The organism is Massilia consociata (assembly GCF_042432755.1).
GTDB classification, from domain to species: domain Bacteria; phylum Pseudomonadota; class Gammaproteobacteria; order Burkholderiales; family Burkholderiaceae_D; genus Telluria; species Telluria consociata.
Window position 1 is genome coordinate 85,493 of the sequence record NZ_JBHLWP010000007.1, and the last position, 13,439, is coordinate 98,931.

13 protein-coding genes and 1 tRNA gene are annotated in these 13,439 nt (G+C 68.5%); 10 read left to right on the forward strand and 4 right to left on the reverse strand.

All coding sequences use genetic code 11. The features are described from left to right. Positions 1–137: 137 nt before the first annotated feature. A tRNA-Val gene (locus ACFFJK_RS06540) sits at positions 138–214 on the reverse strand. 319 nt (positions 215–533) lie between these two features. On the opposite strand from ACFFJK_RS06540, the gene ggpS reads away from it, so the two are divergent. After that, positions 534–2,867 (forward strand): glucosylglycerol-phosphate synthase, encoded by a 2,334-nt coding sequence (gene ggpS / locus ACFFJK_RS06545; RefSeq protein WP_379678362.1) that lies wholly within the window; start codon positions 534–536, stop codon positions 2,865–2,867. A gap of 13 nt (positions 2,868–2,880) precedes the next feature. After that, the gene (locus ACFFJK_RS06550) at positions 2,881–3,981 is read left to right on the forward strand and encodes a mechanosensitive ion channel family protein (protein WP_379678364.1); all 1,101 of its coding nucleotides are present in this window, start codon (positions 2,881–2,883) and stop codon (positions 3,979–3,981) included. Here the strand turns inward: ACFFJK_RS06550 and ACFFJK_RS06555 are convergent. Further along, positions 3,978–4,988, reverse strand: coding sequence for a LacI family DNA-binding transcriptional regulator (locus ACFFJK_RS06555; RefSeq protein ID WP_379678365.1), 1,011 nt, complete (start codon positions 4,986–4,988; stop codon positions 3,978–3,980). The two genes, ACFFJK_RS06550 and ACFFJK_RS06555, sit on opposite strands and share 4 nt — an antisense overlap. Positions 4,989–5,210: 222 nt before the next feature. Here ACFFJK_RS06555 and ACFFJK_RS06560 point away from each other — a divergent pair, with 222 nt between their 5' ends. From ACFFJK_RS06560 to ACFFJK_RS06595, 8 genes are all read left to right on the forward strand, one after another. After that, the gene (locus tag ACFFJK_RS06560; RefSeq protein WP_379678366.1) at positions 5,211–5,786 is read left to right on the forward strand and encodes a TerD family protein; all 576 of its coding nucleotides are present in this window, start codon (positions 5,211–5,213) and stop codon (positions 5,784–5,786) included. A 68-nt stretch (positions 5,787–5,854) separates the two neighbouring features. After that, positions 5,855–6,874, forward strand: a complete 1,020-nt coding sequence (locus ACFFJK_RS06565) for an ATP-grasp domain-containing protein (RefSeq protein ID WP_379678367.1) — start codon at positions 5,855–5,857, stop codon at positions 6,872–6,874. Next, positions 6,871–8,070: a phosphoribosyltransferase domain-containing protein gene (locus ACFFJK_RS06570; RefSeq protein WP_379678368.1), complete on the forward strand. Its 1,200-nt coding sequence runs from the start codon at positions 6,871–6,873 to the stop codon at positions 8,068–8,070. Before ACFFJK_RS06565 ends, ACFFJK_RS06570 begins: the two co-directional genes overlap by 4 nt. Beyond that, positions 8,048–8,800, forward strand: a complete 753-nt coding sequence (locus ACFFJK_RS06575) for a hypothetical protein (RefSeq protein WP_379678369.1) — start codon at positions 8,048–8,050, stop codon at positions 8,798–8,800. The genes ACFFJK_RS06570 and ACFFJK_RS06575 overlap by 23 nt, the downstream gene beginning before the upstream one ends. After that, positions 8,797–9,900, forward strand: coding sequence for a cysteine protease StiP family protein (locus ACFFJK_RS06580; RefSeq protein ID WP_379678370.1), 1,104 nt, complete (start codon positions 8,797–8,799; stop codon positions 9,898–9,900). Before ACFFJK_RS06575 ends, ACFFJK_RS06580 begins: the two co-directional genes overlap by 4 nt. Beyond that, positions 9,893–10,825 (forward strand): HpcH/HpaI aldolase/citrate lyase family protein, encoded by a 933-nt coding sequence (locus ACFFJK_RS06585; protein ID WP_379678372.1) that lies wholly within the window; start codon positions 9,893–9,895, stop codon positions 10,823–10,825. The genes ACFFJK_RS06580 and ACFFJK_RS06585 overlap by 8 nt, the downstream gene beginning before the upstream one ends. After that, positions 10,822–12,087: a TerD family protein gene (locus ACFFJK_RS06590; RefSeq protein WP_379678374.1), complete on the forward strand. Its 1,266-nt coding sequence runs from the start codon at positions 10,822–10,824 to the stop codon at positions 12,085–12,087. The genes ACFFJK_RS06585 and ACFFJK_RS06590 overlap by 4 nt, the downstream gene beginning before the upstream one ends. A 221-nt stretch (positions 12,088–12,308) precedes the next feature. Beyond that, positions 12,309–12,506 carry a hypothetical protein gene (locus ACFFJK_RS06595; RefSeq protein ID WP_379678375.1) on the forward strand — a complete coding sequence of 66 codons (198 nt, stop codon included), beginning with the start codon at positions 12,309–12,311 and terminating at the stop codon, positions 12,504–12,506. Positions 12,507–12,601: 95 nt separating this feature from the next. On the opposite strand, the gene rpsJ is transcribed toward ACFFJK_RS06595, so the two are convergent. Both rpsJ and ACFFJK_RS06605 read right to left on the reverse strand, forming a co-directional pair. Next, a complete protein-coding gene (gene rpsJ / locus ACFFJK_RS06600) occupies positions 12,602–12,919 on the reverse strand; it encodes a 30S ribosomal protein S10 (RefSeq protein WP_036209000.1) in 318 nt (105 codons plus the stop codon). Between the two features lie 189 nt (positions 12,920–13,108). Further along, on the reverse strand, positions 13,109–13,439 hold a 331-nt coding region (locus ACFFJK_RS06605; protein WP_379678376.1), incomplete at its 5' end, for an EF-Tu C-terminal domain-related protein.

Sequence of the window (13,439 nt, forward strand, 5' to 3'; positions counted from 1 at the left end):
CCTCGGCCTGTTGCGTTTTCCGCAGTGTCCTGGAGAGAGCGAGGAATCTGACCTGCTGGTCAGCACAGAAAAGGCACACCGCTGCGCCTTTTCTCTGCAGGCTACAACCATTACTGGGAGCCTGCGATCTGGAAGTCTGGTGGGCGGTGCAGGATTCGAACCTGCGACCCCTTGGATGTCGACCAAGTATTCTAACCAGCTGAACTAACCGCCCGGGGAGCCGCATTATACGTAGCGTGTGCTGGATTTTGCAATAGCTTTTTTTCGATGGCGCAATCCGTGCCCGCCACCGGGAACAGATTGCGGGTTGTCGATGCCGACTCGAAATGCTATTGTACAAATGCTTTTGGTGCCGGACCTCCTCTCGCCCGGCCATGGGCGGCAGCTTCGCCCCCTCATTTCTTCGCAGGCAGCGCGCGCGCTGCCCTTCCCCGGCATGGACGCCTCCCCGGCCCCGCCCCATGCCCAGACCCGGCCCGCCGGCAGCGATGCGCACGCACCGCGCCATGGCGGCCTACTGAAAAGGATGACGCATGACTGTAGTAATCGACTCGCAACGCTGGTCCCGCCCGCTCGACCCCGCCCGCCTGGTGCTCGCCACCGACCTCGACGGCACACTGCTGGCCGGCACCCATGAAGCCCGGCGCCGCGTGCGCGACCTGTTTACGGGTGTGCTTCCAGGCGCCACGCTGGTGTTCGTCACCGGCCGCGGACTCGAGACCGTGATCCCGCTGCTGAGCGACCCGACGATCCCGAAGCCGCACTACATCATTGCGGACGTCGGCGCCACCATCGTGCACGGCGACCTGCGCCCGGTCGAACCGCTGCAGCACGAACTGACCGCGCACTGGCCCGGCAGCCAGGCGGTGCTGAAGGCGCTGGCCGGCTTCCCGCAGCTGGTGCGCCAGAGCGTGCCGCAGGAACGGCGCTGCTCGTTCCTGGCTCCCGAGGAAGCGCTCACGCCGGCGCTGCAGGCTGCAGTGGCCGCGCTCGGCTGCGACCTGCTGTTCTCCGCCGGCCGCTACCTGGACGTGCTGCCGCGCGGCGTCGGCAAGGGCGCGGCACTGCGCCGGCTGGCCGCCTGGGCCGGCTTCGACCCGGCCAGCGTGGTGGTCGCCGGCGACACCCTGAACGACCTGTCGATGTTCGAAGCGGGCTTTCGCGGCGTGGTGGTGGGCGGCGCCGAGCCGGCCCTGGTCGAGCGCGTGCGCAAGAACGCCCGTGCGCACATCGCCACCGCCGAAGGCTGCGGCGGCATCCTCGAAGGCCTGGCGCGCCATGGCATGCCGCTCGACGGGAACGGCGGCAGCCGCGCGGCCCCCGCCTGCGGCGATGCCGACCTGGTGATGGTCTACCACCGCCTGCCCTACGACGAAGTGGTGGTCGACGGCGTGACCGTGCAGCGCCGCCCGAAAAGCCCGAACGGCATCATGCCGACCCTGCTGGGCTTCTTCGCCGGCGGACGCAAGGGCTCATGGGTGGCATGGTCGCAGCAGGACAGCCGCGCTCCCGCCGGCTTCGAGCCGCACGTCGCGGTCGACGCCCAGGCCTACCCGCAACTGAAGGCGGCGCGCATTCCCCTCACCCACGAAGACATCGACCTGTTCTACAAGAAGTTCTCGAAAGAGGCGTTCTGGCCGATCATCTTCTCGTTCCCGGACAAGGCCGAGTTCCGCCAGGCGCACTGGGAGCGATTCCTCGAAGTGAACCGCCTGTTCGCCGAGCAGACCGCGCGCGAAGCCGCGCCGGGCGCCACCGCCTGGATCCACGACTACAACCTGTGGATGGTCCCGGCCTTCCTGCGCCCGCTGCGGCCGGACCTGACGATCGCCTTCTTCCACCACACGGCCTTCCCGTCGAGCGACGTGTTCAACATCCTGCCGTGGCGGCGCGACATCATCGGCAGCCTGCTGCAGTGCGACTACGTGGGCTTTCATGTGCCGCGCTACGTCGAGAACTTCGTCGATGCGGTGCGCTCGTTCGCTCCGCTCGAGTCACTCGGCAACGTGGCTTGCGCGCCGCGTTTCCTCACCTACGGCTGCGCGCTCGGGGTCGACCGCATGACGACCGCCATCGACGTCGGCGAACGCCGCGTGGCGCTGGGCGCGCATCCGGTCGGCACCGACGTCGCCCTGATCCGGCGCCTGGCCGCCAGCGAAGCCGTGCAGCGGCAGGTGGCCGACATCGACGCGTATCTCGCGGGCCGCACCGGGATCGTCTCGATCGAGCGCCTCGACTATGTAAAAGGCTCGCTGGAAAAGCTGCAGGCCTACGAGCGCATGCTGGAGCAGCACCCGGAACTGCTGGGCAAGGTCACGCTGCTGAACATCGTCACCCCCGCCGCCAGCGGCATGGAGATCTACGACAGCCTGCGCGAGGAGCTCGACCGCACGGTCGGCCGCATCAACGGCCGCTTCTCCACGCTCGACTGGGTGCCGGTGCGCTACTTCTACCGTTCGCTGCCGTTCGAGGAGGTGGTGGCGCACTACGCCGCCAGCGGGATCGCCTGGATCACGCCGCTGCGCGACGGGCTGAACCTGGTGGCGAAGGAATACGTGGCCACCCGCAAGGCCATGGGGCGGCCGGGGGTGCTGATCCTGTCGGAATTCGCCGGCGCGGCGGTCGAGCTGCACGGCGCGCTGCTGGTCAATCCCTACGACGCCAACGCCATGAGCGAGACGCTGTACCAGGCGCTGACGATGGGTGCCGATGAAGCCGCTTACCGCTCGGAGCGGCTGGCGATGATCGTGGACGACCACGACGTGGCGCGCTGGGGCGACGGCTTCCTGGCCGCGCTCGCGGCGCTCAAGTCGTCCGCCCCGCAGCAGGCGCCGTTCACGGGCACCGACGAACGTCCCGCGGCCTGACCGGAGAAGCACCATGGACCTGATTATCCTCGGCAACCCGGTAGCGGACTGGCTGGTGGCCCTGGCTGCCGTGGCAGTCGTCGCGGCCGGCCTCGATGCCGCCAAATCCATCCTGCTGCGCCGCCTGTCGGGGCTGGCCGAACGCAGCGGCTCGCATCCGCTGGGCGCCGCCGCGGCGGCGCTGTCGGCCACCCGCTTCGCGGTGCTGGCGATCGTCGGCCTGTATGCGGGCGCGAGCCTGCTGGCCCTGCCCGAGCGGGTGCAGCTGTTCGCCAGCCGCGCCGCCATCGCCGCCATACTGGTGCAATGCGCGATCTGGGGCGACCATGCGGTCCGGGCCTGGCTGGCGGGCGCGCGCGAGCGCCAGGCGAGCGACCCGGACCGCATGACCTCCTCGAGCGCGATCGCCTTCCTGGCACGGGTGGTGCTGTGGGCGGTGGTCTTCCTCATGATCCTGGATAACCTGGGCGTCAACATCACGACGCTGGTGGCCAGCCTGGGCATCGGCGGCATCGCCATCGCACTGGCGGTGCAGAGCATCCTGGGCGACCTGTTCGCGTCCCTGTCGATCGTGCTGGACAAGCCCTTCGTGGTGGGCGACTTCATCATCGTCGACAAGATGCTGGGCACGGTCGAGCGCATCGGCCTGAAGACCACGCGCGTGCGCAGCCTGGACGGCGAACAGATCATCTTCTCGAATGCCGACCTGCTCAAGAGCCGGATCCGCAACCTGCGCCGGATGGAGGCGCGCCGCGTGATGTTCCAGCTGACCGCCACCTACGACACGCCCGCGCCGCTGCTGGGCACCCTGCCCGGCCTGATCGAGGCGATCGTGACCGCCCAGCCGCAGGTGCGCTTCGACCGCGCCCACCTGAGCAACCTGGCGCCACCCGGCTATACCTTCGAAGTCGTGTATTACGTGGAGAGCGCCGATTACCTCGCCTTCATGGACGCGCAGCAGGCAATCTACCTGGGCGTGGTGGCCATGCTGGCCGAACAGGGCGTGCGGCTGGCGCTGCCGGCCCAGATCGTGCACCTCGGGGCGCAGACCGGCGAAGTCCGGCCGGCGGTGGCGCCGGTTGCCGATCCGGGCGACGAACGCGCCGCGGCCTAGTGGCCTGGCGCCGGGGGGGCGCTGGAATGGCGCACCACCAGCGCGCCCTGCAGGCGCAGGCGGCGGCACGGCCCGTCCTCGCCGCGGATGCGCCTGATGAGCAGTTCGGCCAGCTGGCGCCCCATGGCGTAGAGCGGTTGGGCCACGGAGGTCAGGCGCGGGCTGGAAAAGGCGGCGATGCCGAGGTCGTCCCCGCCGGCCACCGACAGCTGGCCCGGCACCGCGATGCCGGCTTCCTGGGCGGCGCACAGGGCGCCCAGCGCCATCAGGTCGTTGCAGGCAAACAGCGCGCTGGGCGGTGCGGCCAAGGCCAGCAGCGCCTGCGCGGCGGCATGTCCGCCGGCGGCATCCGGCGCACCGTGGATGACCAGCGCCGGGTCCGGAACCAGACCCGCTTGCTCCAGCGCACGGCGGTAACCGGCCAGGCGCTCGCGGCCGGCCGGCTCCGCTTCGGGGCCGGCCACGCAGGCGATGCGGCGATGGCCCAGCTCGACCAGGTGCCGGGTGGCCACATAGCCGGTCGCTTCATGGTCGAGGCCGATGAAATCGCTGTCCACGTCCGGCACCTCGTGGTCGGCCAGCACGATCGGCACGCGTTGATGGGCCAGCAGCGGCGCCAGTTCGTCGCGTGCCGCCCCGGCGACCAGGACCAGCCCGTCGATGCGCTTCTCGATCAGGCCGCGCAGGTGGGCGGCCTGGCGCTGCGGGTCCTCGTAGCCGTTGCACAGCATGATGTTGTAGCCGACCTCGAAGGCCGCGTCCTCGATCCCGCGCAGCAGCTCGGCCAGGCAGGGATTGGTGTTGTCGGGGATGGAAACGCCGATGGTGGTGGTCTTGTCGTTCTTGAGGCCGCGCGCCATGGCGTTCGGGATGTACCCCATCGCGTCGATGGTTGCCAGCACCCGCTCGCGTACCTCCCCGCTGACGGCCCGTGTCCTGTTGATTACGTGCGAGACGGTCGAGGTCGATACACCCGCCCGCTCCGCCACCTGCTTCATTGTTGCCATCCTGACTCCTTCCGGCCGACATTATGACGGGATTGTTACGGAACCGGCAACGCTGTATGGACACATTCACGCGGCCAATGCGGCATCGCGCGCTGGAATCCTGCTGTGTACAATCGAGCAATTAGCGCCTATATTGGCGTTTGATCCCGATGGCCCCGGTGCCGCCCCGCGCACTGCGAGCAGCATCAGGGGCCATCCCCTTCCATCAGAAAAGGAGTGCATATGGCAATCAGTCTGCAGAAAGGCGGCAACGTCAACCTGAGCAAGGAAGCTCCAGGGCTCACCAAGGTCATCATCGGCCTGGGCTGGGACCCACGCTCGACCGACGGCACCGCCTTCGACCTGGACGGCAGCGCCTTCCTGCTCAAGACCGACGCCAAGGTGCGCGGCGACGCCGATTTCATCTTCTACAACAACCTCAAGTCGAGCGACGGCTCGGTGGTCCATGCGGGCGACAATACCACCGGCCAGGGTGAAGGCGACGACGAGAAGATCGCGGTCGACCTGGCGCGCGTGCCGGGCGACATTGACAAGATCTCGTTCTGCGTCACCATCCACGACGCCGACGCGCGCCGCCAGAACTTCGGCATGGTCGGCAAGGCCTACATCCGCTGCCTGAACGCCAACGGCGAAGCCGAGATCGCACGCTATGACCTGTCCGAAGACAGCTCGACCGAAACAGCGATGATCTTCGGCGAACTGTACCGCCATGGCGGCGAATGGAAGTTCCGCGCCGTCGGCCAGGGCTTCAAGGGTGGCCTTGGCCCGCTCGCGCGCTCGTTCGGCGTGAACGTCTGATCCTCCTGGCGCCTGCACATGGGCTCATGCGCAGGCGCCTGCATTTTCATCTGCCCTAAAAGGACTCCATGCGCGTCTGGTACAACAGGACGTTCTCGTCCGTCTACGCCGCCCTCAAGCTGATCCGCGACGCCGATGTCGGCGGCCGCTTCACCCTCATCCACAGCAACGCCCACCGCCACACGCCGGCCGCGCCCCTGGCGCACGAGTTCCACCTGGAGCCGACCGGGCTGGAGCCGGCAGCCTACGTGGACTGGTGCCTGGACTTCTGCCGCAAGCACCGCATCGACCTCTTCGTGCCGGGCCGCGAAGCGACGACCCTGGCGGCCCAGCACGACCGCTTTGCCGCGATCGGCACGCGCGTGCTGAGCGCAGCCTCGCCTGCGCGCCTGCAGCTCATCCACGACAAGGCCGGCTTCTACGCCGAGACGCACCTGCCGCAGGCGCCGGTGGCCGAGTTCCGCCGCTTCGAGAACCTGGAACAGTTCGATGCGGCCTGGGCCGAGCTGCGCCCGCGCCACGCGAAGCTGTGCCTGAAGCCGTCGCGCGGGATCTACGGCATCGGCTTTGCCGTCATCGACGAGGCGCGCAGCAGCGCCGCCCTGCTGCTGGGCGGCGTCGAGTACCACATCGGCTACCAGGACCTGCGCCGGGGCCTGGCCGAACTGGGCCAGTTCCGCACCATGCTGCTGATGGAATTCCTGGACGGCCATGAATACAGCGTCGACTGCGTGGGCGACCAGGGCCGCCTGGTGGCCGCCGTGGCGCGGCGCAAGCTGACCCAGGCCGGCGCCGGGCAGCTGATCGACATGCGGCCGGAAATCGTCGAGGCGACCAGGAAGCTGGCGGCCGACCATGGCCTGAATGGCGTGTTCAACGTGCAGTTCCGCGAAGCCGGCGGCAAGCTGCGCCTGCTGGAGATCAATCCGCGCATGTCGGGCGGAATCGCCATGGCCTGCGCGGCCGGGCCGAACCTGCCGTGGATCGCGCTGAAGGGATTTGCCGACGGCTTCGATACGGTCGAGGTGCCGGCGGTGGCCGACGGCATGCGCGTGCTCGAAGTGTCCAACGCGGTGGAGCTGGCATGAATGCGAAGTCCGACCCGGGCCTGCTGGCCCGGCGCAGCGTCCAGCTCCCGACCGGCACGCTCGAACTCACCCTCGAGCAGGGTAGCGAGGAAGTCGATGAGCTGCTCGGCTTTGCCGCGCGCGCCAACGCCAAGCGCGGCTTCCTGTTCCTGAGCAAGGTGCTCGGCAAGCACTGGCCGGTGACGCCATCTTGCATGATCGCCATCCACGACCGCCTGGCCGCGACCGTGCCGGCCACGGACGGGCCGCGCTCCGGCGCACCGGTCGTCTTCATCGCGATGGCGGAAACCGCGATCGGCCTGGGCCAGGGCGTGTTCGAAGCCTGGCTGCGGGCGCACCCGGGCCACCCGGCCCTGTTCATCCATACCACGCGCTATCGCGTCGGCAGCGGCCCCTTGATCGAATTCGAAGAAGCGCACAGCCATGCGCCGCGCCAGTTCCTGCACCTGCCGCACGACCCGGCCCTGCGCGACCTGCTCCTGCATGCGCGCACCCTGGTGCTGGTCGACGACGAGGCCAGCACCGGCAATACCTTCCTGAACCTGGCCAACGCCTGCCGCCGCCTGAATCCGGGCATCGAACGCGTGCACCTGGCAACGATCACGAATTTCATGGGCGAGCAGGCCACGCAGGCGCTGACCGCCCGCTTCGGCCTGCCGGTCACGATGGGTGCGCTGGTGAGCGGCGAATACCGCTTCACGCCGGGCGAGTACACCGTGCCGGCAGGCGAGGCCCAGCGCTTCGACCCGGACGCCGACCGCGGCGCCAGCGTGCGCTTCGGACGCCTCGGGCTCGCCGGCGCCCTGCCGGCGCCGGAGACGCTGGCCGCGCGCCTGGCCGGCGAATTCGCGCCCGGCGCGACAGTGGCGGTGCTCGGCACCGGGGAATTCATGCATGCGGCGACCCTGCTCGGCGCCGCCCTGGAGCGGCGCGGCGTCGACGTCCGGGTGCAGTCCACGACCCGCTCGCCGATTCTCGCCTGGGGCGCGGTCGGCCACGTCCTGCGCTTCCCCGACAACTACGGCGAAGGGGTCGCCAACTTCATCTATAACGTGGCGCCCGGCCAGTACGACCATGTCCTGGTCTGCCACGAAACCGCGCCGAGTGCCGCCCTGCGCGAGCTGGCCAGCCAGCTGGGTGCGCGCCTGTTCCACTTCAAGTCCGAGGACCACGTTGAAGAAGTTCCTGTTTGCTGACCTGGACGACACGCTGTTCCAGACGTTCGAGAAGTGCGGCGCGGCCGACGCGCTCGAACCGGCCGCCTATTACAAGGACGGCAGCGTGTGCTCGTACACCACCCGTGCGCAGCGCGCCTTCTTCAGTTTCGTGCAGGACGGGACCACGGTGATCCCGACCACCGCGCGCGACCTCGACGGCCTGCGCCGCGTGCACCTGCCCTTCGACAGCTACGCCATCATCAACTACGGCGGCGTGGTGCTGGAGCCCGGCGGCAGCGCCGACCAGGGCTGGCTGGAAGGAATGCGCGGCGCGATGCATGCCGCCCTGCCCGGCCTGCAGGAGCTGGCCCGGCACATCGACGAGCATGGCGCGCGCACCGGCTACCAGGACCGCGCGCGCATGATCGAGGATTTCGCCACGCCCTTCTTCCTGGTCGTGAAGGACCCGGACAAGCGCCACGAGCGCCTGGCGAGCATCGAGGCCGAGGTGGTGCGGCCGTGGATCGCCGACGGCGAGCGCGATTATTTCGTCCACCGCAACGGCAACAACCTCGCCATCCTGCCGAAGGCGCTCGACAAGGCGCATGCCGTGGCCCACGTCACCGCGTTGCTGCGCGCCGAGCACGGCGACATCGTCACCCTCGGCATGGGCGACAGCCGCTCGGACGCACGCTTCATGGCGGCCTGCGACTACGCCATCGTCCCTCGCGCGACCCAGCTCGCGCGCCTGACCGTGGAGGCCTTGTGAGCTTCTCCGGCAGCTACCGCAGCGGCGAGGTGGACTTCCTGCTGACGCGCCTGCAGGCGCAGGAATTCACCAGCGTGGCGGAGAAGGAACGGCTGATCCAGTCGGGCCGGCGCCACTACAGCCAGATGCTGTCGCCGGAATCGGTGCCGTCGGCGCGCTACATGGCGCTGTTCGAGCAGGCCTGCCGCGCCAACAACGCGCGCATGGCGGCGGACTGCCTGCGGCTGGCGGCGCTGGTCGCCGCGCGGCGCGCGGGCCCGATCACCATCGTGTCGCTGGCGCGTGCCGGCACGCCGGTCGGCGTCGTCGTCACGCGCTTGCTGCGCGAAGTGCTCGGCCGCCAGGCCGTCCACTATTCGGTATCGATCGTGCGCGACCGCGGCATCGACGGCGCGGCGCTGCGCCACATCCTGGCCGAAGGCCACGCCCCGGAGTCGATCGTGTTCGTGGACGGCTGGACGGGCAAGGGCGTGATCGCGCGCGAGCTGGCGCTGTCGGTCTCCGCCTTCAATGCCGCCCACGGATCGCACATCGACAACGGCCTGTACGTGCTGTCGGACCTGGCCGGGGCGGCCGCCTGCGCGGCATCGGGAGACGACTACCTGATCCCGTCGAGCATCCTGAACGCGACGGTGTCGGGGCTGGTCAGCCGCACGGTGCTGGACGAGCGCATCGGCCCGGACGATTTTCACGGCTGCGTGTATTACGGCGAGTTCGCCGAACACGACCAGTCGCAGCGCTTTGCCGATGCGCTGGTGGAGCTGGCAAGGTCGCAGGCCGGCGCCGGCCTCCCCGCGGCGCAAGCACTCGATGCCGCGCAGGCCGCCGAGCGCTCGCGCAGTTACCTTGCCCACGCCATGCGGCGCTACGGCATTGCCGACGTCAACCTCATCAAGCCCGGCATCGGCGAGGCCACGCGCGTGCTGCTGCGCCGCGTGCCGCGCCTGCTGGTGCTGCGCCAGCCCGGGGCGGCCGATGCGGCGCATCCGGCCCTTGCCCACCTTCTGGTGCTGGCCGAGGAAAAACAGGTGCCGGTCGAGATCGACCCGGCACTGCCCTATCACGCAGTATCCCTGATCAGGAGTGCATCAGATGGTTAAGCCCATGGGGGCATCGCTGTACGTGCCTGCCAATCACAAGAACCTGGCGCAGATTGCCAACGGCGACAAGCTGCCGCAGGCGCGCTCGCTCATCTTCTGCACCGAGGACGCGGTTGCCGAGCGCGAACTGAGCTGGTCGCTGTTCAACCTGTCGGTCGTGCTGGCGAACATGAAGACCGACATCGCGGCCGAACGTTTCGTGCGCGTGCGCAATCCGGAAGTGATGGCGCGCGTGCTGGCCATGCCCGGCGTCGAGAAACTGACCGGCTTCGTGCTGCCGAAGGTCACGCGGCACAACTTCGACACCTATTTCCGCCTCGTGCGCGATACCGGCCACGTCCTGATGCCGACGCTGGAGACGGCGGAAGTCTTCAGCGACAACGAGATGCAGCAGCTGCGCACGGTGTTCGAGGCGCCTGGCGTGCGCCACCGCATCCTGGCCCTGCGCATCGGCGGCAACGACCTGCTCGCCCTGCTCGGCCTGCGCCGTCCGCGCGGCATGACGATCTACCGCACTCCGCTCGGCCCCGTCATCGCGCGGCTGGTGACGACCTTCCGCCCCTACGGTTTCGCGCTGACGGCGCCGGTGTTCGAATACCTCGACCTGCCCGAACTGCTCGACCAGGAAGTCACGGAAGATCTCGCCTACGGCATGGTCGGCAAGACGGCAATCCACCCGACCCAGATCGCGCCGATCGAGCAGCACTACAAGGTGCGCCCGCAGGATCTCGCCGTGGCGCACGCCATCCTCGACGACGCCAGCCCGGCGGTATTCCGCATGGACGACGCGATGTGCGAGGTCGCCACCCACCGCGCCTGGGCCGAGCGCCTGGTGGCGCAATCGCGCCTGTTCGGCGCCCACGCGTTCGACGGCGGCCGCACCGCGTCGGGACGCACCCCATCGATGGAAGGAGAACCCTCATGAACCTGTTCGCACGTGGCCAGAAAGGCAAGCTGGCAGACCTCGGCTGCGGCACCGCATTCACGGTCGAGGTGGCCATCCAGGCCCCCGGCATGTCGGTCGACGTCTCGTGCTTCGGCCTGGACGCGTCCGAGCGGCTGTCGGACGACCGCTACATGGTGTTCTACAACCAGCTGGCCAGCCCGGAAGGCGCGGTGCGGCTGGACCTGGCGGGCGGCGCGGCGCGCTTCGCCGTCGACCTCGAGCGGCTGCCGGCCACCATCGCCAAGCTGGTGTTCGTGGCGGCCATCGACGGCGCCCAGACGATGCGTGCGCTCGGCGCCTGCTCCCTGAACCTCGGCAGCGCGGTGCGCTTCCCGTGGTCGGGAGCGGATTTCGGGGACGAAAAGGCGGTGATCGTCGGCGAGCTGTATCGCCGCGACGGCACCTGGCGCTTCGGTGCGGTCGGCCAGGGTTTCAATGGCGGCCTGTCGGCGCTGCTGGCCCATTTCGGCGGCACCGAAGCCGCCCCCGCCCCCGCTCCCGCTTCCCCTGCGGCCCCGCCGCCGGCGCCGGCCCAACCGAAGGTCTCGCTGTCGAAGGTGACGCTGGAAAAGCGCGGCGACAAGGTCTCGCTCGACAAGCGCGCCGGCAGGGGCTTCGGCCGCATCCATGTCAACCTGAACTGGAACCAGTCGGTATCGGCGGCGCCGCAGCCGCCGCAACCGCAGGCAAAAACCGGCTTCTTCGACAAGCTGATCGGCGGCGGGCTGGGCGGGTTGGGTGGCGCGGCCCGCAAGGGACGCGGCGGCATCGACCTCGACCTGGGCTGCATGTACGAGCTCGCCGACGGCCGGCGCGGCCTGGTGCAGGCGCTCGGCAACGCCTGGGGCGACTTCGAGCGCGAGCCGTTCATCCGGCTCGATGCCGACGACCGTACCGGCGCGGCGGCCGGCGGCGAAAACCTGTACATCAACGGCGAGCGCTTCGACCAGATCCGGCGCGCGCTGATCTTCTCCTTCATCTACGAGGGTGTGCCCAACTGGGCGGCGACCGACGGCGTGGTGACCATCTCCGCGCCGGAACAGGCGCCGATCGAGGTGCGGCTGGACGGCGGCGGCAACCAGATGATGTGCGCGATCGCCCTCATCGAGAACCGCGGCGGCAGCCTGCAGGTCACCAAGCTGGCCGAGTACTTCCAGCAGCAAGGCGGCACCAGCGCGCACGAGCTGATGGACCGGCATTTCGGGTTCGGCCTGCGCTGGAAGACCGGCACCAAGGGCTGAACGGGCCTGTCAGCGCCTGGCCGGGGCGCGCCGCGCCCTGGCTCAGCCTGCGTTGACGCGGGCTGCGAGCGGTTCGGGGCGGTCGATGTACGGCAGGAGATGGCGCGGTGACGCGGTACTGGAAAGCGCTGCCACGCCTGCAATCCTGCGCAGGCGATATGCGGTAGCGCAAAGTGTGCTGCGAGAGCGGGCTCGACAATGGGCTTTTGCCTGGAGGCCCCATGCCAGACTTCGAACATCTGCCGGACGATGCCACGCGCCTTACTTCCGCCGGCCTGCGCTCGCATTTCACAGGCATGTCGCGCGACCCCACGGTGATCGGCTGGCTCGGCCGTTACGCGCTGCTGGTGCTGCTGCTCGGCGGCGGCACGGTGCTTGCGGGCCTGCTCGTGCCGGTGCTGTACCAGTTCATGAACTGAGCCCGGAATGACAAGGGCCGGGCGTCCTCGCGGACGGCCCGGCCCTCGCTCCGCGGCGCATTGCTGCGCCTGCGAATGTACGGCTTGGCTGAGGATTACTGCAGCTTGATTTCGACGTCGACGCCAGCCGGCAGGTCCAGCTTCATCAGTGCGTCAACGGTCTTGTCGGTCGGATCAACGATGTCCATCAGGCGCTGGTGGGTGCGGATTTCGAACTGGTCGCGCGAGGTCTTGTTGACGTGCGGCGAACGCAGGATGTCGAAACGCTGGATGCGGGTCGGCAGCGGGACCGGGCCCTTGACAACCGCGCCGGTGCGCTTGGCGGTATCGACGATTTCCAGGGCGGACTGGTCGATCAGCTTGTAGTCGAACGCTTTCAGGCGGATGCGGATTTTCTGGTTCGGAGCGGACATGCTATTTCCTTTAAAAGAACGTTCCGGCGAGGTGCCGGCAATGTGTAAAAGGTACTTCGGTACTGCTCAAGAGGCGGGAGTATAACATCGTTCCCTCTCATAAAGATGGGGACAGACCAAAAAGTCTGTCCCCATCGTTGGGTGGAAGAGACGCCCTTGCGAGCGCCCTTCCTGTCCGGCTAACCGAAATTAGGCCAGGATCTTGGCAACCACGCCCGCGCCGACGGTACGGCCGCCTTCGCGGATTGCGAAGCGCAGACCTTCTTCCATCGCGATCGGAGCGATCAGCTTGACGGTGATCGACACGTTGTCGCCTGGCATGACCATTTCCTTGTCTGCCGGCAGTTCGATCGAACCGGTCACGTCAGTCGTACGGAAGTAGAACTGCGGACGATAGTTGTTGAAGAACGGGGTGTGACGGCCGCCTTCGTCTTTCGACAGGACGTACACTTCGCCGGTGAAGTTGGTGTGCGGCTTGATCGAGCCCGGCTTGGCCAGGACCTGGCCACGCTGGACGTCT